Origin of the sequence: Vibrio jasicida CAIM 1864 = LMG 25398, assembly GCF_000400365.1 — a bacterium.
In the GTDB taxonomy this organism is placed as follows: domain Bacteria; phylum Pseudomonadota; class Gammaproteobacteria; order Enterobacterales; family Vibrionaceae; genus Vibrio; species Vibrio jasicida.
Map to the genome: position 1 here is coordinate 32,259 of NZ_BAOG01000035.1, position 20,570 is coordinate 52,828.

Here is a 20,570-nt window from a genome sequence, read left to right on the forward strand (position 1 = left end):
TGCGGCTCACACTTAGTTGCAGGAAACTGTGTCATGCTGACTTTAAAGGAAGATGACATTAGGGTAGGAGGCGTATATGGAAGCATTTTTTGCTCTGTTTCGAGCCTTACTCAGCAGTGCTCGCGACCTACTACCTATCGTTCTTGTTATTACCTTTTTTCAGCTCGTTGTTTTGCAAGAGCCACTCCCTAATCTTGTCTCCATTCTATTTGGCCTTCTTTTGGTTATTCTCGGCTTGACCTTCTTTATCTTTGGTTTGGAGCTTGGGTTATTCCCGATTGGCGAAAACATGGCGCAAGCTTTTGCCAGTAAAGGCAGCGTGTTTTGGCTGTTGATTTTCGCATTCTGCTTAGGCTTCGGTACAACCATTGCTGAACCAGCATTGACTGCTGTAGCGGAAGAAGCTTCGGAGGTGGCGGCTGAGGGAGGGATGATTGCCAATACTGAGCAATCAATGGAGGAATACGCAGATGGCTTGCGCTTAACGGTTGCTTTGTCGGTGGGCGTGGCGATTGTATTAGGCGTACTTCGGATTCTAAAAGGTTGGCCGATTCAGTACATGATCATCGGAGGCTACATCGGCGTTGTGATACTGACGGGATTTGCGCCGGAATCTATCATCGGTGTGGCTTACGATTCTGGCGGTGTGACGACTTCTACCATCACGGTGCCTCTGGTTACTGCTCTTGGGGTTGGGCTCGCGTCGGCGATCAAAGGACGTAACCCCATGATAGATGGCTTTGGTTTGATCGCTTTTGCCTCCTTGTTACCGATGATGTTTGTGATGGTTTATGGGATGGTGGTGGCATGATTTCCTTTGCGCATTTCATCGATACTTTTATCTCAACCATCACTGATGTGGTTCCTATCGCGACCATTATCTTCGGTTTTCAGTTGGCAGTGCTGCGCCGTCCAGTTTCAAACTTACCCAAAGTAATACTTGGCTTTGGGTACGTTATTTTAGGGTTATCGTTATTTTTGCTTGGTTTGGAAATGGCGCTGTTTCCACTTGGTGAAACCATGGCGACTCAATTGACTGCACCAGCCTTCTTGCTGGAATTTAAAGTCTCAATCGGCCAAGCCTTGAGTTGGGTTGATTATTACTGGGTGTACATCTTCGCTTTCTTTATCGGTTTTAGTACCACCATAGCGGAGCCTTCTCTTATCGCGGTCGCCATTAAAGCTAATCAAGTGTCTGGTGGCAGCATCAGTGTGAACGGGTTACGTGTTGCTGTTGCTTTAGGTGTCGCGGTTGGCATTGCGTTGGGCAGTTACCGAATCGTAGTGGGCGATCCGATTCATTATTACATCATTGCAGGTTACATCGTGGTGGTGATTCAAACCTTTTACGCGCCAAAGCTAATCGTTCCTTTGGCTTACGATTCGGGTGGCGTGACGACGTCCACGGTCACAGTGCCTTTGGTTACGGCGCTTGGCTTGGGGTTGGCATCGACGGTTCCGGGACGAAACCCCATGATAGATGGCTTTGGTTTGATCGCCTTTGCCAGTTTATTCCCAATAATTTCTGTCATGGGCTATGCCCAAATCACCCAGTGGTTAAACAAAGAGACTGCGGAGGAAAAAGAGAATGCGCTTTAAACTAATACTGGCCTTTGTAGAGGATAGCAAGACCGATAAAGTGCTGGATGCGGCTCGTGATGCAGGGGCAACGGGTGCCACGGTGATTAACAACGCACGAGGGCAAGGTTTAAACCAAAAACGCACCTTCTTTGGATTGACTTTAGAAGTGCAAAAAGACGTGTTGTTGTTTGTTGTTGAAGAGCATTTATCCAGGCACATACTAGAGACAATCAGCGAGGTCGGAGAGTTCGACCAAGAGTCAGGCCAAGGCATTGCCGTACAAATTGATGTCGAGGATGCGGTTGGCGTCGCGCACCAAGTAGAAAAACTGACCAAAGTGGTAGAGGACGAATTATGAGTAATCACGAGTTAATTCGAGTCAGAGACGTGATGGCTGCAACGTATATCATTGTAGATGGGTTAATCACGGTTCATGAAGGTATTACGTTAGCGAAAAGGAGTGAAGTTAAAGCGCTGGTGATTAATAAGCGTGATAGCGATGATGAATATGGCATTGTTCTGATGAACGATATCGCTAAAAAAGTTCTGGCAAAAAATCGTTCTCCGCAACGAACCAATCTTTATGAAATCATGACTAAACCAGCACTGTCCGTCGATCCCAACATGAATGTGAAATATTGCGCACGCTTATTTGAACGATTTGGTATTAGTCGCGCACCAGTGATTGAAAATGGTGAGGTCATTGGCATGGTGAGTTACAACAACATTGTGATTAATGGTATGGCGAGAGAAGAGGTATAGGCGGCTCTTTTCGTTAATGGCTCAATAGAGGGTAAGAACGGAAACATTCTCATCACAGCGACAAATAGCAAACCGAGTAATAATTACTTATTTGTGCCATTGCATATCCGTAAACTGAGGCTTATTCTTTGAGAATTAAAGAAATAATTGAGGATGTCATGTCATGCCGCTAGTTGCTTGCCCTGTGTGCGAGAAGCAAATATCAAAACGAGCTCACACCTGTCCAGGATGTGGAGAGCCAGACCCACTAAACCACCTAGCCAAGTCTAAGTTTTTATCGATGATATTTTGGGCTGTAATCCTTGTGGGGGCCGGTTATTTTGCTTGGTTCTACTTGGTGCCAATGTTGGTTGAAATGCTTCGTAATCACTAGTTTTGTACTTTGGTTGAGCTTCTATAAGAATGCCGTAGAATACCCTCATACATTTTGAGGAGACGATGTCGTGAAACTATTTTTTGCCTCAGACTTGCATGGCTCTTTGCCGGCAACCGAAGAAACTATCCAGCTTTATTTGGCCTCTGGTGCTGACCATCTCATCTTATTGGGTGATACGTTAAACCACGGGCCAAGAAATCCAATCCCAGAAGGTTACAACCCGCCACAAGTCGCAGAGTTACTTAATCAATATAGTGAGCAGATCATCTCTGTTCGTGGTAATTGTGACAGTGAAGTTGACCAAATGCTGTTGAACTTCCCAATGATGACGGAATACGCATGGCTGCTATTGGAGTCGGGTAAGCGTATGTTCCTCACTCATGGTCATTTATACAACAGTACAAAACGCCCGCCATTGCGTGAAGGCGACATCATTGCTCATGGTCATACTCATGTTCCAGTGGCAGAGATGCAAGAAGGTGCGATCATCTTTAATCCGGGATCAATGACCTTCCCAAGAAATGGCTTGTCACGTAGCTATGGTTTGATGGAAGGCAATACGCTGACTGTGCAAACACCAGAAGGTGAAGTGCTGGCTCAGACTACGATTTAGTGATCGAGTTATCGAATAAATCGTGAATTGGATAAAGAAGTAAGGGAGCCAATTGGCTCCCTATTTTGTATCTGAATGACCTAAATCGCGCTCTGGATCGATGATGTCTCTTACGCGTTGTTTTAGGATTTTGGCTTCAGGGAAACCCCCGTCTTTTTTACGTTCCCAAATCTGGACGCCATTGCAAAAAATCTCAAAACGGCCACCCGTATCAGGATGTAAGCTGACGGTTTCAATCTCTTCACTGAACGTGTGAAGCAATTCTTGTGATAGCCAAGTTGAACGCAACATCCAATTGCACTGACGACAGTAGTGAATGTCTATGATGGCTTTATCCATTTCTTATTTCCTTTCTTTAAATACTAAAGCAGTAGCTTTATTCCCACCGCAAAGGTGAGGATCTCAAACGCGATTTTGATAACTCGATTGCTGTACTTTGTCGCCGCCCATGCACCTAAGCTGCCGCCTAAAAATGAACTCACTAATAAAACCGGTAACCAGGCCCAATGAATTGGTGCTCCGGCTTGTACCACTGCGACGCCACCGATACCATTCCAAAACAGACCGACACAAATCATTGTATAGGCCACCGCTTGCTTGTAGTCGTAACCAAACCAACGCACAAGGAAAAGGGTAACAAGCAAGCCAGAGCCGGCAGTCAACGAGCCATTCACTATACCAATGAACATCAAACCTAACCCGCCGACTATCCAGCCAAAGGTATCGCGATGAGTTGGTATCTCTGTCTGCCCCAACTGTTTCTTGAAGCGAGAGTAAATTCCAAGAGCAAGGATCATCGCCCCGAGCATTTTCTCGGCGATGTTATCAGGAATTTGGACAATCAGGTTTGCGCCAATCACGACTCCAATGCTGCCCACCAGAATCAGATAAAGCGCGACTTTAGGTTTTATAGTCCCGGCTTTTAGATGCGTACTCGCAGCACCAAGTCCAAGGGCAACGGAAGCGACTTTATGCGTTCCTAGTGCGACGGAGAAAGGCAAGCCAAGGAAGATCAATAACGGAAATTGCAGTAACCCAGCGCCACCACCAGAGAAGGAAGCGAGCGTATTTGCGATAAGAGAACCAAAGAAGAGGGTAAGGGTATCTAGCCAGTCCATGTCCAAAATAAAAGGGGGCATCTTGCCCCCTTATCATCGAATCAAAATCAGTTTCTAAACAGTACCGTAGAACCGTGGTTCAGGCTAGTCAGTAGTAACGTTTTTTCGTTCACGACATCAATGCGACGGCTCTGCTCGGCATCTAACTTAAAGATTTGAGTAATGAGACGAAGTTGCGATTCAGAGAAGTCTTTGGACTGAGAGGCCGAAATATCTTTGAACTCAGCAGGCGATACCAACAAATAATTGTCGCTCACTTCCCATCGACCTTTTTCCGAAATGTTGATGGTTGACTCCGCCGTTGAGTCTTGCGCAAACAATCGAATATTTGCTACACGGATGTAGTCACCGTTTGGTAAATACTTCACGTTCGATTCAACATTGACTTTGCGTAGTGGTCCTACAGTATCGTCTGGCAAGTTATCAGTGATCAGTGTGACCATGGTAGATTGCCACTCGTTTGCTGTCAGTACTTGTTCTACTTTTAGGTCACTGCCCCAATATAACCAGCCACTAAAAAGGATAGATACGGCTAAAACCGCAGATGCTATTTTAATCTTCATTTCAGCCTCCTTTAGTTGCAGATGTCTGTTGGGTCATTACGACCAGCAAAGATTCGCAGCGTCACATTCTCGTATGAATGGTCGCTATCATGAATATAGTTAAGTATCAGTTGATTGTTCTGGCCGCCAGTGGCGATAACTTCGACTGGCGAAGACTCTTCCGCATGATGCTCCACATAACGTTTGATGCACTGCTCAATGGATGGCAGCCAATCGTTCAATTGTGGGTGATTAATGGGTGTCATAACGGGGACGTTATGGTACTCACCAACTTGACGGAATTGAGACTCTGCAGGATTAGTTAGTAACAATACGCACACTGGCAATAGCAGAGCGACAATAACAAGCACGCGCGCGATCCAATGGTTTGTTTTTGGTGCTGGCGTTGTTTTTGGTGTTTCTAATGACGCTTCAAGTTCAACAGGTGCTTCAGCAATTGTTTCCGTCGAAGATTCTGTGAATTGCTCTAAATCTACGACAGGCGCTTCATTTTCATTCTCTGGATCATCAAGTTCAGGGAGAGAATCAGAAGACAACGGGCTTAAACGTTCAACAGAACAAATCAATTGGTAACCGCGTTTAGGGACTGTTTTTACGAATTCTGGCGATTTAGTTGAATCCTTCAACATTTTTCGCAGGGTAGAAATTGCTTGAGTTAGGCTTGAGTCATCCACCTCGAAGCCTTGTTCGCGCCAAACAAACTCATGCAACTCGTTACGTGTTAATACTTCGTTAGGTCTCTCTGCCAACAACAGGAGTATACGGCTTTCGTTGCTTCCTAATCGTACAACTTCGTTGCCACTTTGTTGGTCAGCGAGCGAATTACTATTTGGGTCAAAGACAAATCTTTGAGCAAGCAGAAATTTGGTGCCGATGTTAGTCATTTAGTTCTTCTTAGATGGATGATTCTGAAATTATAGTGATTTGCGTCACAAAAAATGGCGTGCGCAAAAGGACATGTGCTCGTTTTAGATGCTTTTAGACAAATAGGATAATTAAAATTTTCTAAAAAAACACCGTTTTTAGCAATATTGACCTTGAATTTACATTTGTCAGCCACATGTTAAATGACATCGTGGTAAAGCTGTTTTTATAAGGCAGCGGTTAGGACTTTGTCATTTAAAGTCTTTTTAATTTAGAAGTTATGGAGCAAACATGAGCGACACCGTATCCCCAAACAAAGAAACTCGTGGCTTTCAATCAGAAGTAAAGCAGTTACTTCACCTGATGATCCATTCTCTTTATTCAAACAAAGAGATTTTCCTACGCGAGTTGATCTCAAATGCATCTGATGCATCTGATAAATTACGCTTCCAAGCGCTATCTAACCCAGATTTATATGAAGGGAATGCCGACCTTGGTGTAAAGCTTGCGTTTGATGAAAAGGCTAACACACTTACGATCTCTGATAACGGCATCGGCATGACGCGTGACGACGTGATTGAGCACTTAGGTACTATCGCGAAATCTGGCACGGCAGAATTCTTTTCGAAGCTGTCTGATGATCAAAGTAAAGACTCGCAGCTGATTGGTCAGTTTGGTGTTGGCTTTTATTCAGCGTTCATCGTTGCTGACTCGGTGACTGTGCGCACTCGTGCTGCGGGTACTGCTGCTGACGAAGCGGTTCAATGGCAATCTGCGGGTGAAGGTGAGTACACCATTGAAACCATTACGAAAGACTCTCGTGGTACCGACATTGTTCTTCATATGCGTGAAGAAGGTAAAGAATTTCTAAATGAATGGCGTCTGCGTGATGTCATCAGTAAATATTCTGATCATATTGGTATTCCAGTTGCAATTCAAACCACTGTTCGTGATGACGAAGGTAATGAAACGGGTGAGAAGAAGTGGGAGCAAATCAACAAAGCTCAGGCACTTTGGACCCGCAGCAAGTCGGATATCTCTGAAGAGGAGTATCAAGAGTTTTACAAACACGTTTCTAATGATTTCGCCGATCCGCTTACGTGGAGTCATAACCGTGTAGAAGGTAAGAACGATTATACCAGCCTGCTTTACATCCCAGCGAAAGCGCCATGGGATATGATGAACCGCGACCATAAGTCGGGTCTAAAGTTGTACGTGCAGCGTGTATTCATTATGGATGACGCTGAGCAGTTTATGCCATCTTACTTGCGTTTCATCCGTGGTTTGATTGACTCGAATGATCTGCCATTGAACGTGTCTCGTGAAATTCTTCAAGATAACAAGGTCACTCAGTCACTTCGCAACGCATGTACCAAGCGTGTACTTACTATGCTTGAGCGTATGGCGAAGAATGATGATGAAAAATACCAATCATTCTGGAAAGAGTTCGGCCTTGTCATGAAGGAAGGCGTTGCAGAAGACATGGCAAATAAAGAGAAGGTTGCTGGTCTATTGCGCTTTGCGTCTACCGAAGTGGACTCTGCTGAACAAACCGTTGGTTTGGCTTCTTACATTGAACGCATGAAAGAAGGCCAAGATAAGATTTACTACCTAACGGCAGACAGCTACGCAGCCGCGAAGAACAGCCCGCACCTAGAGCAGTTCAAAGCGAAAGGCATCGAAGTTATCTTGATGTTTGACCGCATCGATGAGTGGCTGATGAACTATCTAACCGAATTTGATGGTAAGCAATTCCAATCGATTACCAAAGCGGGTCTTGATCTGAGTAAGTTTGAAGACGAAGCAGAAAAAGAAAAGCAGAAAGAAACGGAAGAAGAGTTTAAGTCTGTAGTTGAGCGAACTCAGTCATACCTTGGTGACCGCGTAAAAGAAGTTCGTACGACTTTCAAGCTTGCTACTACGCCTGCAGTTGTCGTGACTGACGATTTCGAAATGGGTACACAGATGGCGAAGCTTCTTGAAGCGGCAGGTCAAGCAGTACCAGACGTGAAGTACATCTTCGAAATCAACCCAGAGCACGCACTTGTTAAGCGTATGGCAGATGAAGCCGATGAAGAAGCATTTGGTCGCTGGGTGGAAGTGTTGTTGGGCCAAGCGATGCTGGCTGAACGAGGTTCGATGGAAGACCCGACGCAATTTGTCGGTGCCATCAACAAGCTTTTGACTAAGGTTTAATAACCAAACATCAATGAAAAGCTCGCGAAATGCGAGCTTTTTGTTTGTAAACGCATAGATTCACACTTTGAGTGTTGAGTTAGTAATCAATAAAACTCGAAAGCAGGCATCGCTAACATTCTTTAGTCTTAATCTGCTCATTGCTTAGTGAACCTGTGTTAGAATCTCGAACTTGAATGTGAGTAATAAGGCGTGTATTTTGGCTCGCCTAAACATTATACCGAAACTTATCGTTGCGACTGCCTCGACGGGTTGCGGCCCAAGAAGCCAGCTATTGTGAGCTTCGGTATAAATCTTAAATATTAAAGAGGATAAATCATGCGCATCATTCTTCTAGGTGCTCCAGGTGCTGGTAAAGGCACACAAGCAAACTTCATCATGGATAAATACGGTATTCCACAAATCTCTACTGGTGATATGCTTCGTGCTGCTATCAAAGCAGGTACAGAGCTTGGCAAACAAGCTAAAGCTGTTATCGACGCTGGTCAGCTAGTTTCTGATGAAATCATCCTTGGCCTTATCAAAGAGCGTATTGCTCAAGACGATTGCGCGAAAGGTTTCCTACTAGATGGTTTCCCTCGTACTATCCCTCAAGCTGATGGTCTAAAAGCAATGGGTGTTGATGTCGATTACGTAATCGAATTCGACGTTGCTGACAGCGTAATCGTTGAGCGTATGGCTGGTCGTCGTGCACACCTACCATCAGGTCGTACTTACCACGTTGTTTACAACCCACCAAAAGTGGAAGGTAAAGATGACGTAACTGGCGAAGATCTTGTTGTACGTGATGACGACAAAGAAGAAACAGTACGCGCACGTCTGGGTGTTTACCATGAGCAAACTGCACCACTTATCGAGTACTACGGTAAAGAAGCAGAAGCAGGTAACACTAAGTACCTTAAGTTTGACGGTACTAAGCAAGTTGCAGAAGTAAGTGCAGATATTGAGAAAGCACTAGCATAATTTGCTAGCGGCAAAATTTAATATTTTGATATATTTAAAAGCGACCTTAGGGTCGCTTTTTTTATTCAGCTTGTTTGAACGGTGAACCAATTTCTTATACTCATCGTACAATCAACGCCGTTTACCATGAATAGGATGTTATGAAAAACAATAATAAGCAAGGGGTGTTACTGGTTAACCTTGGCACTCCCGATGAGCCGACCGCACCGGCAGTAAAGCGTTTTCTCAGTCAGTTCCTTCATGATCACCGTGTTGTCGATATGACTCGTTGGCTGTGGTGCCCAATCCTTCACGGTATTATTTTGCCAGTACGCGCGCCGAAAGTTGCAAAACTCTACCAATCTGTATGGATGGAAGAAGGCTCGCCTTTGATGGTGCACTCTAAGCGACAAGCAGAGAAGCTCGCAGTCGCGTTAGACATGCCTGTGGAATTAGGAATGACTTATGGTACCCCAAGTCTTCTAAGTGGTTTTGAAGCCCTGCAAGCGCAAGGTGTCGAAGAAGTGGTCGTGTTGCCGCTATATCCGCAGTATTCGGGGACGACGACAGCTGCAGTCTCTGATGGCATGACGAAAGCGTTCAAAAAAATGCCAGTGATGCCAGAATTTAGTTTTATTTGTGATTATCACAACCACCCCAAGTACATCGCAGCATTAGCGCAATCAGTACGTGAACATTGGGAAGAGCATGGGAAAGGGGAGTACCTGCTGTGTTCTTACCATGGTATTCCAAAGCGCTATGCCGACAATGGTGATATCTACCCTAAACATTGTGAAGAAACGACGCGATTGCTAGGTGAAGCATTAGGGTTAACTGATGACCAGTTCGGTATGACGTACCAGTCTCGATTTGGCCGTGAAGAGTGGTTACAACCTTACACCGATAAAACGTTAGAAGTATTACCAAGCCAAGGTAAGAAGAAGTTAAGTATTCTAACGCCTGCATTCTCGTCAGATTGTTTGGAAACGTTGGAAGAGATTTCAGAAGAGTGCCGTGAGATTTACCTTGAAGCAGGCGGGGAGAGCTTTAGCTACATCCCTTGTTTAAACGACAATGATATGCACATTGATATGATGGTCGATTTGGTGCGTTCTAAGCTTTAATCTTTCAAGCCTTCGAGCTTCTGTTTTGTTTACAGGGAACAAAAAGGGTCGCGATTGCGACCCTTTGTTTTATTTGTACGTTATATTAAGCAACTTGAGTTTGTTGCTCTTCAATTTGTTCTGCTGTGCTGTGTGTATTTTCTGCACCGTGCATCCAACGAACTAGCGTGTTAGAGAACAACAGTAGAATTACACCAGAGATAGTCGCTGTTACTGCAATACCACTGAAGATTGCTAGTGCACCTAGCTCACCAACGTGAGAACCAACATAACCTGCAACGTAGTTTGCGATCGCGTTACAGCCAAACCATGCACCCATCATAAGTGATGCAAGACGTAGCGGAGCTAGCTTAGTTACTAGAGATAGACCAATAGGAGATAGGCACAGTTCACCCAACGTATGGAAGAAGAATGCACCTACTAGCCATAGCATTGATGTTTTAACCGCAGTATCACCACCTTGCTCCATAACGGCACCAACCATACATAGGAAGCCTAGTGCTAGGAAGAACATTGCGAAGGCAAACTTCATTGGCGAGTTAGGTTCACGTTTACCCAGCTTCACCCATAGAACGGCTAATACAGGTGCAAGAGTAATAATGAAGAATGGGTTTAGTGATTGGAACCACGCAGCAGGCACTTCAAAACCACCGATCATACGATCTGTGTATTGTTGTGTGTAGATGTTCATTAGACCGCCGGCTTGTTCGAAGCCCGCCCAGAAAACGATAGTGAACAAGCTCATCACAAGGATAACTTTGATTCGGTCGACTTCTTCTTTAGTTAGAGGCTCTTTCTTCGCAGATTTTTTAATCGCTAGGTCACGTTTTGCTGCTGGTACACGGCCAATATCACCTAACCAAGATTGAGCCATGGTCATTTGCATCACAAGGCTGACAATCATACCAACACCAGCGGCAACGAAACCGGCTTTCCAACCAAATTCATTGGTTACTGAGCCAGATACCACGCCTGCAAGTAGTGCACCTAGGTTAATACCCATGTAGAAGATAGTGAATGCGCCGTCACGACGGTTATCACCTTCGTTGTAAAGGTCACCAACCATTGTTGAGATGTTTGGCTTAAATAGACCGTTACCACAAATAAGCAGAGCAAGACCCAGGTAGAAAGTGTGTAGAGAGCCAAGACCGAGCGCATCAGCTGGCATTGCTAGCGTAAATTGGCCGATAGCCATTAATGCACCACCAATGAGGATCGAACGGCGTTGACCTAGATAGTTATCCGCAAGGTAGCCACCAATAAGCGGGGTGATGTAGACAAGTCCAGTATAGATGCCGTAAAGGTCTAGGGCATCTTTAGTCGACCAGCCAAGGCCACCGTTCATGGTTGTGTCAGTAAGATAAAGTACTAGAATGGCGCGCATTGCGTAGTAAGAAAAGCGTTCCCATAGTTCTGTACCGAACAATAAGAACAAGCCACGTGGGTGACCAAAGTATTGATGTTGGTTTGACATAAGCTCTTCTAATAGTAGTTATTACATTTTTTAACGAAATCTACGTATACATGGCAATTTTATGTCTGACAAACAATAAAATTTTATGTGACGATTCATTTACCTTATGAAACGACTGCTTAGCGTTGAAATGGCGGGGTTTTTGTCGGTGATTTGGTCGTGTTACAAACTTACTTTTCATTTTTACCTATAGACTTATTTTCTTAAGCTGATGAAAAGGTGTAAGTTGTATGTGCAATATAAAGTGGCTTATTGATAGGTTACTTGAATGTCCATGACTCACCTTGGGCTTAATGCTAGGATGAGAGAAAAATATAATTGGCTAGTAAAAAATGAAACGTTGGTATTTACTTTATTGTAAACGTGGAGAACAAGTTAGGGCAAAACAGCACCTAGAAAACCAGGGTGTAGAATGTTTTTACCCAACTGTTGAGGTCGAAAAGATCTTACGGGGTAAGCGACAGAAAGTCGAAGAGCCGTTGTTCCCGTGTTATGTATTTGCTCGATTTGATTATGAAAAAGGCCCTAATTTCACCTCAGTACGTTCTACACGTGGTGTTGTGGATTTTGTGCGTTTTGGTGCGCAGCCTAAAGAAATCCAAGGTGATCTGGTTTTTGAGCTTAAACAGCTGGAAACCTGCACAGACGATCATTCTGATTCTGAATGTATGCCACAGCCTGGTGATGAGGTTCGAGTTAAAAGCGGGCAGTTTGCGGGTATAGATGCCATCTTCCAAGAGCAAGATGGTGAGAAGCGCTCAATCATGTTAGTGCAGATGATCACTAAGCGAGTGCCGGTAAGCATAGACAATAATGACCTCGATTTAAAATAACCAACAGTCATTCTGGTATAAAAAAAGAGGTGCTTTTGCACCTCTTTTTGATCTTTGTGCCTAAAGACTGAAAGGCAGCTGGTGGAGCCAGCCCTACCTTAGAATCAATATGCGTCGTTATGAACGGCTTGCACAGCACGTCCTGATGGATCTACACAGTTTTGGAAAGACTCATCCCATTCAATCGCTTTCGCTGAAGAACACGCTACTGAAGGGCCTCCAGGAACACATTCAGCTGCAGAAGGTAGCGGGAACAGCTCTTCAAAGATCTCGCGGTACACATAACCTTCTTTTGTGGTTGGTGTGTTGTAAGGGAAACGGAACTGCGCTGTTTCCATTTGCTGGTCAGTCACTTTCTGCTCAGCCACTTCTTTTAGAGTATCGATCCAGCTATAGCCTACACCATCAGAAAACTGTTCTTTTTGACGCCATGCAATTGACTCTGGTAAGTAGTGCTCGAAACACTCACGTAGAATGTGTTTTTCCATTTTACCGTTGCCACACATCTTGTCTGCTGGGTTCAGGCGCATTGCAACGTCAATAAATTCTTTATCTAGGAATGGAACACGGCCTTCTACACCCCACGCCGCTAGTGATTTGTTAGCACGTGCGCAGTCAAACATGTTTAGAGCGAGAAGCTTACGTACCGTCTCTTCGTGGAACTCTTGAGCGTTTGGTGCTTTGTGGAAGTATAAGTAACCACCGAAAATCTCATCCGCACCTTCGCCAGACAGTACCATCTTGATGCCCATTGCTTTGATCTTACGACCCATAAGGAACATCGGAGTAGAAGCTCGAATCGTTGTTACGTCATACGTCTCAATGTGGTAAATCACGTCACGAATGGCATCCAAACCTTCTTGGATGGTGTATGTCATTTCATGGTGAACCGTACCAATTTGGTCAGCAACTTCACGAGCAGCTTTCAGATCGGGCGCACCTTCTAGGCCGACAGCGAAAGAGTGCAGTTGTGGCCACCAAGCTTCAGACTTCTCATCATCTTCAATACGCATCGCTGCAAAGCGTTTCGCTACCGCAGACGTAATAGAAGAATCTAGACCACCTGAAAGAAGTACACCGTAAGGCACGTCAGTCATTAGTTGGCGCTTGACCGCTGCTTCTAGAGCTTCAGTCAATTCTTCTTTGCTAGTGCTGTTACCTTGTACGGCTGCGTATTCATTCCAGTCACGAGTGTAGTAGCGTTGAGGCTCTGCATCTGCACTGCCGTAGTGACAACCTGGAGGGAACTCGCTCACGGTCTTACATACTGGTACTAGTGCTTTCATTTCTGAAGCAACATAGTAGTTGCCGTGCTCATCGTAACCTTGGTAAAGCGGGATGATACCGATGTGGTCACGGCCCACTAAGTATTCGTCTTTTTCTTCATCGTAAAGTACGAATGCGAAAATACCGTTTAGTTCTTCAAGAAGGTCTGCGCCCATGTCTTGGTATAGCGCTAGGATAACTTCACAATCTGAATCGGTTTGGAATTCGTATTTGCCTTCGTAGCGAGCACGAATCTCTTTGTGGTTGTAGATTTCACCGTTTACAGCAAGGATGAGTTTTTTATCAGGGCTGTATAGTGGTTGCGCACCACTATTTAGACCAACGATCGCTAGACGCTCATGCGCAAGAATTGCGCGTTCTGATGAGTAGATTCCAGACCAGTCTGGACCGCGATGACGAAGCTTTTTCGACATCTCAAGTGCGATAGGGCGCAATGCTGCTGCATCACTCTTAATGTCTAAAATGCCAAATACTGAACACATACAACATCCTTTTTAAACTAAACAATTTTTAATCGGTATGGCTTCAATTTGCCATTGTGAGTAAAAAAAGCAACGTTTTATGATTAAAAAAATGATAAAAAGGCTTGTCTATTAGATGGTGTTTAAAATAAGTCTTGTTTTGATGAATGAGATTAAGGTTTGGTATAAAAAACACACAAAAAAGCCCTCTTATTGTTAGAGGGCTCAATAAAAATATTGTTTTTGATGCTTATTTCATCGGGGTGAACTGAGGTTGAAGTTGCTCGCAAACATGACGCGCAAAACCGCTACCGGCTTCACTATAAATGTTCAGCGCCGCATCAACACCACTTTCTAGTAATCCTTCTAGCTGATCGGGATATTCAGCAATCGCTGCAATTTGGCCTTTATATTTTCGGCTTTGTAGTTGCTCTAATGCGGTTTGGTTTCCTTGGTGATGTGGCATCGCCAGTAAGACCAACTTTACATTGGCTGTATCTAAAATTCGTTCCCAGAAATCGGGGTCGGTCGCGTCGCCAGAAATTACATTGCGTCCTTCAGAACGGTGTTTATGCGCTGCTTCTTCACGGACTTCTACACCAAGAGAAATCTTGCCATAGCGAGAACGCAACTCATCGTAGGCACCAGTGCCAATTCGGCCCATACCTAAAATCAGGACTTGAGCATGGCCCGGGTTGATAAGTTGGTCGCGTTGATTGAGCTTTTCGGCTGCTGTTTCTTGTAGCCATTTCCCAGAATGCTGGTAGATCTGGTGACCCAAGCGGTTCAATGGTGCAGAGATAATGAAAGAAATGGAGACGGCAACTGCAATCGCAGCAAGCATATCACTTGGCATCCAACCCATTTTGTAGGCCAATCCACCGACGATCAAACCAAATTCACTGTAGTTGAATAATGATAGTGATGTCAGAAGTGAGGTACGTACGCGGAATTTGAAATAGTTGATGGTTAGGAAGTAAAGCAGACCTTTAATTGGCAGTAGTAAAATAAACAGCAACGCCAAACCAATGCCTGTGAAGCTCAGAGATGCCGACAAACCAATATTCAAGAAGAAGCAGACTAAGAATAGTTCTTTCATATTGAATAGAGATTTGGATAATTCAGATGCTTTACGGTGTCCTGCCAAGAGCATACCGAGGATAAGAGCACCGAGGTCAGGCTTCATACCAACAAGCTCAAATAGGCCTGCGCCAACGACTAACGCAAAGAAGATACCGAAGAGAACCAGCATCTCGCCATGGCCTACCTTGTCTAAGAGTTTATAGAACAATGGACGAAGAAGAGGCAATGCAAACAAACCTATCGCATACCACTCCGGAATTTTACCCGTTGAAGCGGTAAGGAAAACCACGGCAAAAATATCCTGCATAACCAGAATACCAATAGCGAGGGTCCCGTAGGTCGCGTTCATCTCACCTTTTTCTTGTAGTGTCTTAACGGCAAATACAGTACTGGAAAATGATAAAGCAAAAGCGAGAAGTAGAATTTGCGTGCTATCCATGCTTGTCAATGAGGATAAGCCGAGCAGTTTTAGTCCAATAAGAACAAGCGCAAAGAAAAGAGTTGAAAGAACGTTGTGCGCCGTGGCTCCTCCCCAAATTTCTTTAGAGAGTAGGGTTTTGACATCTAGCTTTAAGCCAATTGTAAAGAGGAGAAGCGTAACACCAAGATCTGCAAGGGTAACAATGACGTCATTACTTTGGTAACCAAACGCGTGCAAGCCAAAGCCGGCAAGTAGAAAGCCAACCAATGGAGGAAGGTGGCATTTGAGCGCAATAAAACCGGCGATGAAGGCCGTTGTAATTAGAATAATTTCCATACTGTTGAGCTATATTCCTGATATACAAAAACGGGCTGTGAAATCACAGCCCGAGATTGTAACTCAATTGGTTGTATAAACTTAGTCTTCTAGTAACTTTTGTAACAAAACTCCGTTCAACATGGCGCGTTTAATCATCGCAAATGCGCCCATTGTTGGGTGCTTATCAATATGAGAAGCAACAATTGGAAGTTCGTTATGGAAGGTCTTCAAAGATTGGTTTTCTACGTTTCGTTGAATCGCTGGGAAGACAATTTCTTCAGCGGCAGTAATGTCACCAGCAATGACAATTTTTTGTGGGTTGAATAAGTTGATGGTAATTGCAATCGCTTTACCAAGTTGATTACCCACACGAACCAGACTTTGTTTCGCCAGTTCATCACCATTCATTGCGTGGTTACAAACATCTTCAATCGTGATGTGTTCAAGCTGAGTTAAACTAGATTCGTAACCTTGTGCAATCAGTTTTTTCACACGTTGAATGATTGCTGGATTTGCCGCTACGGTCTCTAAACAACCAAAGTTACCGCATTGGCATTGCTCACCGAGTGGGTCAATTTGGATGTGTCCGATTTCGCCTACGTTGCGGTTAAAGCCCAAGAAAACTTGACCATTTACGATGATGCCCGCACCAGTACCGCGGTGAACACTGACCAGAATTGAGTCTTGGCAATCTTGGCTTGCACCAAAGTAGTGTTCAGCCAGAGCCATACCACGTACATCGTTACCAACGAAACACGCAGTATTGAACTTCTCACGGATGATTTCGCCAAGCGCTAAGTTATCGATATCTGTGTTTGGCATGTATTCAACAACACCTGTAGTTGGGTTTACCAAGCCAGGTAGGGTGATGCCGATAGCAATAAGTTGGTCGATTTTGTCTTGGCAGCGATTTACGAAGTCTTTCAACAGATCAATCAAACCAGCGATCAAGTCAGCCTGATTGGTGTAGTGAAGTTCGTGCTGGTCTTCTGCCAACGCCGTGCCACCTAGATCGTACAAACTAAATTGCACGTAGTCTCGGCCTAATCGCACAGCGATAGAGTGGAAGGGTTTTACCTCAGTGGTCAGCGATATCGCTCGGCGACCACCGGTAGATGCTTGTTGCGCGACCTCTTTAATTAAGCCGCGCTCTAAGAGTTGGCGGGTTATTTTGGTAACACTCGCAGGGGCGAGCTGACTAACATCCGCGACTTGAATACGGGAAATTGGACCTTGTTGGTCAATCAGCCTGTATACCGCAGCGCTGTTAAGCTGTTTTACTAAATCTACATTACCAATCTGTCCGCCATTCATGCTTAATTTTGCTCGTATTGTCCGTTAACAACCGTCGCTTTTACATTGAAGTCACGATCGAAAATAGTCAGGTTTGCCACCATTCCTTTTCGAACTCGGCCAAGACGTTCCTCAACACCGATTGCGGTTGCTGGGTACAGTGTAGCCATTCGTAAAGCTTCGTCTAAAGCGATGCCTGCGTGCTCAACTGTATTCTGAACTGCTTCTATCATAGTCAGAGCTGAGCCGCCTAATGTGCCATTTTCATCAACACATTTACCATCTCGGTAATATACTTTCTTACCAACAAAAATAAAGTGATCCATGTTAGCACCTGCTGGAGCTGTGGCATCCGTCACCAAAACAAGCTTTTCACCCTTGATTTTATGAGCAATTCGGATGTTTGCGTAGTCTACGTGAAAACCGTCAGCAATGATGCCGGCGTAAACTTCCGGAGTGTCATAAATCGCACCAACAACACCAGGTTCACGGCCAACCATTGGCGTCATTGCGTTGAATAGGTGAGTAGCAAAGGTGATACCTGCTTCAAAACCTTCACGCGCTTCTGCGTAAGTAGCATTTGTATGGCCGATTGATACGACGATACCTGCCGCTTTGAGACGTGCTATGTGCTCAGGATCATTTTGCTCTGGTGCTAGTGTTACTTTTGCTACGAGATCTGCATTCGCACAAATAAGGTCAATCATGCCGTCGTCAGAAGGGCGGATGAAGTCCACGCTGTGGATGCCTTTCTTCGCAACGTTAAGGTAAGGACCTTCAAGGTGAAGACCTAACGATTGGTTTTGGTATTTGTTGTGGTATTCACGAGCCGCAGCAATCGAAGCACGCATGTCTTCGTCTGAAGACGTGATAAGAGTTGGTAGGAAGCTAGTACAACCCGACTTTAGGTTGGCTTCGTGCATGATTTGCATGGTTTCAGGTGTGATTTCGTCGTTTAGCATCACACCGCCACAGCCGTTTAGCTGAAGGTCAATAAAACCAGGGCTTAGATTTGCACCGTCCAGATCTTTGATCTCAATACCTTCTGGTAATTGAGTTACTGGCACAACTGATTGAATCTGGTCATTGTCGATGATGACCGCATGATCGGTAAGAACATCACTACCGGTATAGATTTTACAGTTACTTAGCGCGTACATAGTCAGCTAGTCCTTATAGATGAGAATTCATTTTCTGTCCCGTTATCTAACTGGTGACTGCATGAGTCATGCTGGTACTTAGTTTGTATCACTGAATTAGATAACGAGTCACATACAGCAAGTCGCGTTTTATCGATGTCATTATCAGAGTAACTAACTGAAAAATAATAAATGAATTAGTTTTTATGATTGTTTTCCAGAGCGAAGTTACTGCGAATCATCTGTAGAGATACCAAAATAACACTGATTCTGTCTTGCATAAAGTGCGAGGATCTTATCTCTAAAACGCCATTTTTTCGTATAATAAAATAAGTTTTATGATCTCGCTAGCAAAAACCTTCCCAAAGGGCTGTTTCTGGTGATTATGATCACAAACAATGAGCTTTTAATTTGCGGAGCAAAATTAATATCATAAACTGGTAGCGACTAAATTGAACGACTGAAATAAGTCATTCGACAAAACATAAAATCCTATAGGGGGAACTTAAGGTGAATATTCTTGGATACGCGCAGAAGTTAGGTAAAGCTCTTATGCTTCCTATCGCAACGCTTCCAGTTGCAGCGCTTTTACTACGTTTGGGTCAACCTGACCTTTTAGACATTGCGTTTATGGCATCAGCTGGTAACGCAATCTTTAGTCAACTACCACTACTATTCGGTCTAGGTATCGCGATCGGTCTTTCTAAAGACGGTCAAGGTGCTGCTGGTCTAGCAGGTGCAGTTGCTTACTTCGTGCTAACTGCTACTGCAGCGACAATTGATGCAAGTGTTAACATGTCATTCTTCGGCGGTATCATTGCAGGTATCATCGCTGGTCACTCTTACAACGCTTTCCATGCTACTCGTCTTCCTGAGTGGTTGGCATTCTTCTCTGGCAAACGTCTAGTACCAATCATGGCGGGTCTATTCTCGCTTGTAGCTGGTGCTCTTGCTGGTGTTGTATGGCCAACAATTCAAGGCGGTCTTGACGCGCTAGCGCACGCAGTTTCTACTTCTGGTGCTATCGGTCAGTTCGTTTACGGCACGCTTAACCGCGCACTTATCCCTGTAGGTCTACACCACGTACTAAACTCGTACTTCTGGTTCGGTATGGGTACGTGTCAAGAAGTTCTAGTATCTGGCGCAACTGCTGCTGGTCAAGCACTTCCTGCTCTACAACAGCTTTGTGTTGACCCAGCTCTAGCTAAGACTCTTGTTGCTGGTCAAACTCACACATTCGAATTCGCTAACTCTGTAACTCCAGAAATCACAGCAACAGTTAAAGAAGTAACTGAAACGCTTAAATCTGGTGACCTACACCGCTTCTTCGGCGGCGATAAGAGCGCTGGTGTATTCATGAACGGCTTCTTCCCTGTAATGATGTTCGGTCTACCAGGTGCGGCACTAGCTATGTACCTAGCAGCACCAGTTGAGAAACGCAGCCAAGTTGGTGGCGCACTATTCTCAGTAGCGTTCTGTTCATTCCTAACAGGTATTACAGAGCCTCTAGAGTTCATGTTTGTGTTCCTTGCTCCTGCTCTATACGCAATGCACGCCGTGTTTACTGGTCTATCTCTAGTACTTGCAAACATGCTTGGCACGCTACATGGCTTTGGTTTCTCTGCGGGTCTAATCGACTTCGTACTGAACTACGGTCTAGCTACTAAGCCTCTAGTGCTTCTTGCTCTAGGTCTAAGCTTCGGTGCTCTATACTTCTTCACATTCAGCTTCGCAATCCGCGCATTCAACCTGAAATCGCCAGGTCGTGAAGATGACGATGAAGATGCATCTGCTGCTCCAGCTGGTGATGCACCAAAAGGTGACCTAGCTCGTCAATACCTGAAAGCACTAGGTGGTCACGACAACCTAACTTCAATTGACGCATGTATCACTCGTCTACGTCTTACTCTTAAAGACCGCTCAGTCGCTGACGAAGCTGTTCTTAAGAAACTTGGTGCGAAGGGTGTGGTTAAGCTAGGTGAAAACAACCTACAAGTTATCCTTGGTCCTCTTGCAGAAATCGTTGCTGGTGAAATGAAAGCAATCGGTGCAGGTGAAGACCTATCAGATGTAAAACTTCCTTAGTAACATCTTAAAGACTCTCTATAAAAGACCTCCTTCG

20 protein-coding genes are annotated in these 20,570 nt (G+C 44.7%); 11 read left to right on the top strand and 9 right to left on the bottom strand.

All coding sequences use genetic code 11. The features are described 5' to 3' along the window. Positions 1 to 76 precede the first annotated feature (76 nt). The 6 genes from VJL_RS09775 (at position 77) to yfcE (ending at position 3,332) form a co-directional block, all read left to right on the top strand. Complete coding sequence (locus tag VJL_RS09775) at positions 77 to 811, top strand: DUF1538 domain-containing protein (protein ID WP_038865727.1); 735 nt, start codon at positions 77 to 79, stop codon at positions 809 to 811. Continuing rightward, entirely contained in the window at positions 808 to 1,599 is a 792-nt protein-coding gene (locus VJL_RS09780) for a DUF1538 domain-containing protein (protein WP_038865726.1), read from the top strand. The genes VJL_RS09775 and VJL_RS09780 overlap by 4 nt, the downstream gene beginning before the upstream one ends. Further along, positions 1,589 to 1,939 carry a P-II family nitrogen regulator gene (locus tag VJL_RS09785; RefSeq protein WP_005436932.1) on the top strand — a complete coding sequence of 117 codons (351 nt, stop codon included), beginning with the start codon at positions 1,589 to 1,591 and terminating at the stop codon, positions 1,937 to 1,939. The genes VJL_RS09780 and VJL_RS09785 overlap by 11 nt, the downstream gene beginning before the upstream one ends. Beyond that, on the top strand, positions 1,936 to 2,343 hold the full coding sequence (locus VJL_RS09790) for a CBS domain-containing protein (protein WP_038865724.1): 408 nt from the start codon (positions 1,936 to 1,938) through the stop codon (positions 2,341 to 2,343). The genes VJL_RS09785 and VJL_RS09790 overlap by 4 nt, the downstream gene beginning before the upstream one ends. A 163-nt stretch (positions 2,344 to 2,506) precedes the next feature. Then, entirely contained in the window at positions 2,507 to 2,716 is a 210-nt protein-coding gene (locus VJL_RS29985) for a hypothetical protein (protein ID WP_080774343.1), read from the top strand. 70 nt (positions 2,717 to 2,786) lie between these two features. Next, entirely contained in the window at positions 2,787 to 3,332 is a 546-nt protein-coding gene (yfcE, locus tag VJL_RS09795) for a phosphodiesterase (protein WP_038877557.1), read from the top strand. A gap of 60 nt (positions 3,333 to 3,392) precedes the next feature. Here yfcE and VJL_RS09800 read toward each other — a convergent pair whose 3' ends face one another. From VJL_RS09800 to VJL_RS09815, 4 genes are read right to left on the bottom strand one after another with little or no spacing between them, the layout of a single operon-like run. Beyond that, a complete protein-coding gene (locus tag VJL_RS09800; RefSeq protein WP_005436938.1) occupies positions 3,393 to 3,671 on the bottom strand; it encodes an Rdx family protein in 279 nt (92 codons plus the stop codon). Positions 3,672 to 3,694: 23 nt separating this feature from the next. Further along, the gene (locus tag VJL_RS09805; protein ID WP_038877590.1) at positions 3,695 to 4,450 is read right to left on the bottom strand and encodes a sulfite exporter TauE/SafE family protein; all 756 of its coding nucleotides are present in this window, start codon (positions 4,448 to 4,450) and stop codon (positions 3,695 to 3,697) included. Between the two features lie 47 nt (positions 4,451 to 4,497). Next, entirely contained in the window at positions 4,498 to 5,013 is a 516-nt protein-coding gene (toxS, locus tag VJL_RS09810) for a transmembrane regulator ToxS (protein ID WP_038865718.1), read from the bottom strand. 11 nt (positions 5,014 to 5,024) lie between these two features. Beyond that, on the bottom strand, positions 5,025 to 5,897 hold the full coding sequence (locus VJL_RS09815) for a winged helix-turn-helix domain-containing protein (RefSeq protein WP_038865717.1): 873 nt from the start codon (positions 5,895 to 5,897) through the stop codon (positions 5,025 to 5,027). Between the two features lie 271 nt (positions 5,898 to 6,168). On the opposite strand from VJL_RS09815, the gene htpG reads away from it, so the two are divergent. The 3 genes from htpG to hemH all read left to right on the top strand — a co-directional run bounded on the left by htpG (position 6,169) and on the right by hemH (position 10,139). After that, positions 6,169 to 8,073, top strand: a complete 1,905-nt coding sequence (htpG, locus tag VJL_RS09820; RefSeq protein ID WP_038865716.1) for a molecular chaperone HtpG — start codon at positions 6,169 to 6,171, stop codon at positions 8,071 to 8,073. Between the two features lie 318 nt (positions 8,074 to 8,391). After that, positions 8,392 to 9,036 carry an adenylate kinase gene (gene adk / locus VJL_RS09825; protein ID WP_038865715.1) on the top strand — a complete coding sequence of 215 codons (645 nt, stop codon included), beginning with the start codon at positions 8,392 to 8,394 and terminating at the stop codon, positions 9,034 to 9,036. A 140-nt stretch (positions 9,037 to 9,176) separates the two neighbouring features. Then, a complete protein-coding gene (hemH, locus tag VJL_RS09830) occupies positions 9,177 to 10,139 on the top strand; it encodes a ferrochelatase (RefSeq protein WP_038877559.1) in 963 nt (320 codons plus the stop codon). A gap of 85 nt (positions 10,140 to 10,224) precedes the next feature. Here hemH and VJL_RS09835 read toward each other — a convergent pair whose 3' ends face one another. Beyond that, the gene (locus tag VJL_RS09835) at positions 10,225 to 11,613 is read right to left on the bottom strand and encodes a peptide MFS transporter (RefSeq protein ID WP_038865713.1); all 1,389 of its coding nucleotides are present in this window, start codon (positions 11,611 to 11,613) and stop codon (positions 10,225 to 10,227) included. A 332-nt stretch (positions 11,614 to 11,945) separates the two neighbouring features. Here VJL_RS09835 and rfaH point away from each other — a divergent pair, with 332 nt between their 5' ends. Continuing rightward, on the top strand, positions 11,946 to 12,446 hold the full coding sequence (gene rfaH, locus VJL_RS09840; protein ID WP_038865712.1) for a transcription/translation regulatory transformer protein RfaH: 501 nt from the start codon (positions 11,946 to 11,948) through the stop codon (positions 12,444 to 12,446). Positions 12,447 to 12,550: 104 nt separating this feature from the next. Here the strand turns inward: rfaH and asnB are convergent, their stop codons facing one another. The 4 genes from asnB to nagA form a co-directional block, all read right to left on the bottom strand. Continuing rightward, positions 12,551 to 14,215 (bottom strand): asparagine synthase B, encoded by a 1,665-nt coding sequence (asnB, locus tag VJL_RS09845; protein ID WP_038865711.1) that lies wholly within the window; start codon positions 14,213 to 14,215, stop codon positions 12,551 to 12,553. A 229-nt stretch (positions 14,216 to 14,444) separates the two neighbouring features. After that, a complete protein-coding gene (locus VJL_RS09850; protein ID WP_038877561.1) occupies positions 14,445 to 16,034 on the bottom strand; it encodes a cation:proton antiporter domain-containing protein in 1,590 nt (529 codons plus the stop codon). Positions 16,035 to 16,115: 81 nt separating this feature from the next. Next, positions 16,116 to 17,330, bottom strand: coding sequence for a DNA-binding transcriptional regulator NagC (nagC, locus tag VJL_RS09855; protein WP_038865709.1), 1,215 nt, complete (start codon positions 17,328 to 17,330; stop codon positions 16,116 to 16,118). Between the two features lie 2 nt (positions 17,331 to 17,332). Continuing rightward, positions 17,333 to 18,469 (bottom strand): N-acetylglucosamine-6-phosphate deacetylase, encoded by a 1,137-nt coding sequence (gene nagA / locus VJL_RS09860; RefSeq protein ID WP_038865707.1) that lies wholly within the window; start codon positions 18,467 to 18,469, stop codon positions 17,333 to 17,335. A 489-nt stretch (positions 18,470 to 18,958) separates the two neighbouring features. Here nagA and nagE point away from each other — a divergent pair, with 489 nt between their 5' ends. Next, positions 18,959 to 20,533, top strand: a complete 1,575-nt coding sequence (gene nagE / locus VJL_RS09865; protein ID WP_038865705.1) for an N-acetylglucosamine-specific PTS transporter subunit IIBC — start codon at positions 18,959 to 18,961, stop codon at positions 20,531 to 20,533. Positions 20,534 to 20,570 lie beyond the last annotated feature (37 nt).

Excerpts from the sequence above, each read along its gene's own strand:
- VJL_RS09775 (WP_038865727.1), top strand. The coding sequence starts at position 77 with ATGGAAGCATTTTTTGCTCTGTTTCGAGCCTTACTCAGCAGTGCTCGC.
- VJL_RS09780 (WP_038865726.1), top strand. The coding sequence starts at position 808 with ATGATTTCCTTTGCGCATTTCATCGATACTTTTATCTCAACCATCACT.
- VJL_RS09785 (WP_005436932.1), top strand. The coding sequence starts at position 1,589 with ATGCGCTTTAAACTAATACTGGCCTTTGTAGAGGATAGCAAGACCGAT.
- VJL_RS09790 (WP_038865724.1), top strand. The coding sequence starts at position 1,936 with ATGAGTAATCACGAGTTAATTCGAGTCAGAGACGTGATGGCTGCAACG.
- VJL_RS29985 (WP_080774343.1), top strand. The coding sequence starts at position 2,507 with ATGCCGCTAGTTGCTTGCCCTGTGTGCGAGAAGCAAATATCAAAACGA.
- VJL_RS09800 (WP_005436938.1), bottom strand. The coding sequence starts at position 3,671 with ATGGATAAAGCCATCATAGACATTCACTACTGTCGTCAGTGCAATTGG.
- VJL_RS09805 (WP_038877590.1), bottom strand. The coding sequence starts at position 4,450 with ATGGACTGGCTAGATACCCTTACCCTCTTCTTTGGTTCTCTTATCGCA.
- toxS (WP_038865718.1), bottom strand. The coding sequence starts at position 5,013 with ATGAAGATTAAAATAGCATCTGCGGTTTTAGCCGTATCTATCCTTTTT.
- VJL_RS09815 (WP_038865717.1), bottom strand. The coding sequence starts at position 5,897 with ATGACTAACATCGGCACCAAATTTCTGCTTGCTCAAAGATTTGTCTTT.
- htpG (WP_038865716.1), top strand. The coding sequence starts at position 6,169 with ATGAGCGACACCGTATCCCCAAACAAAGAAACTCGTGGCTTTCAATCA.
- adk (WP_038865715.1), top strand. The coding sequence starts at position 8,392 with ATGCGCATCATTCTTCTAGGTGCTCCAGGTGCTGGTAAAGGCACACAA.
- hemH (WP_038877559.1), top strand. The coding sequence starts at position 9,177 with ATGAAAAACAATAATAAGCAAGGGGTGTTACTGGTTAACCTTGGCACT.
- VJL_RS09835 (WP_038865713.1), bottom strand. The coding sequence starts at position 11,613 with ATGTCAAACCAACATCAATACTTTGGTCACCCACGTGGCTTGTTCTTA.
- rfaH (WP_038865712.1), top strand. The coding sequence starts at position 11,946 with ATGAAACGTTGGTATTTACTTTATTGTAAACGTGGAGAACAAGTTAGG.
- asnB (WP_038865711.1), bottom strand. The coding sequence starts at position 14,215 with ATGTGTTCAGTATTTGGCATTTTAGACATTAAGAGTGATGCAGCAGCA.
- VJL_RS09850 (WP_038877561.1), bottom strand. The coding sequence starts at position 16,034 with ATGGAAATTATTCTAATTACAACGGCCTTCATCGCCGGTTTTATTGCG.
- nagC (WP_038865709.1), bottom strand. The coding sequence starts at position 17,330 with ATGAATGGCGGACAGATTGGTAATGTAGATTTAGTAAAACAGCTTAAC.
- nagA (WP_038865707.1), bottom strand. The coding sequence starts at position 18,469 with ATGTACGCGCTAAGTAACTGTAAAATCTATACCGGTAGTGATGTTCTT.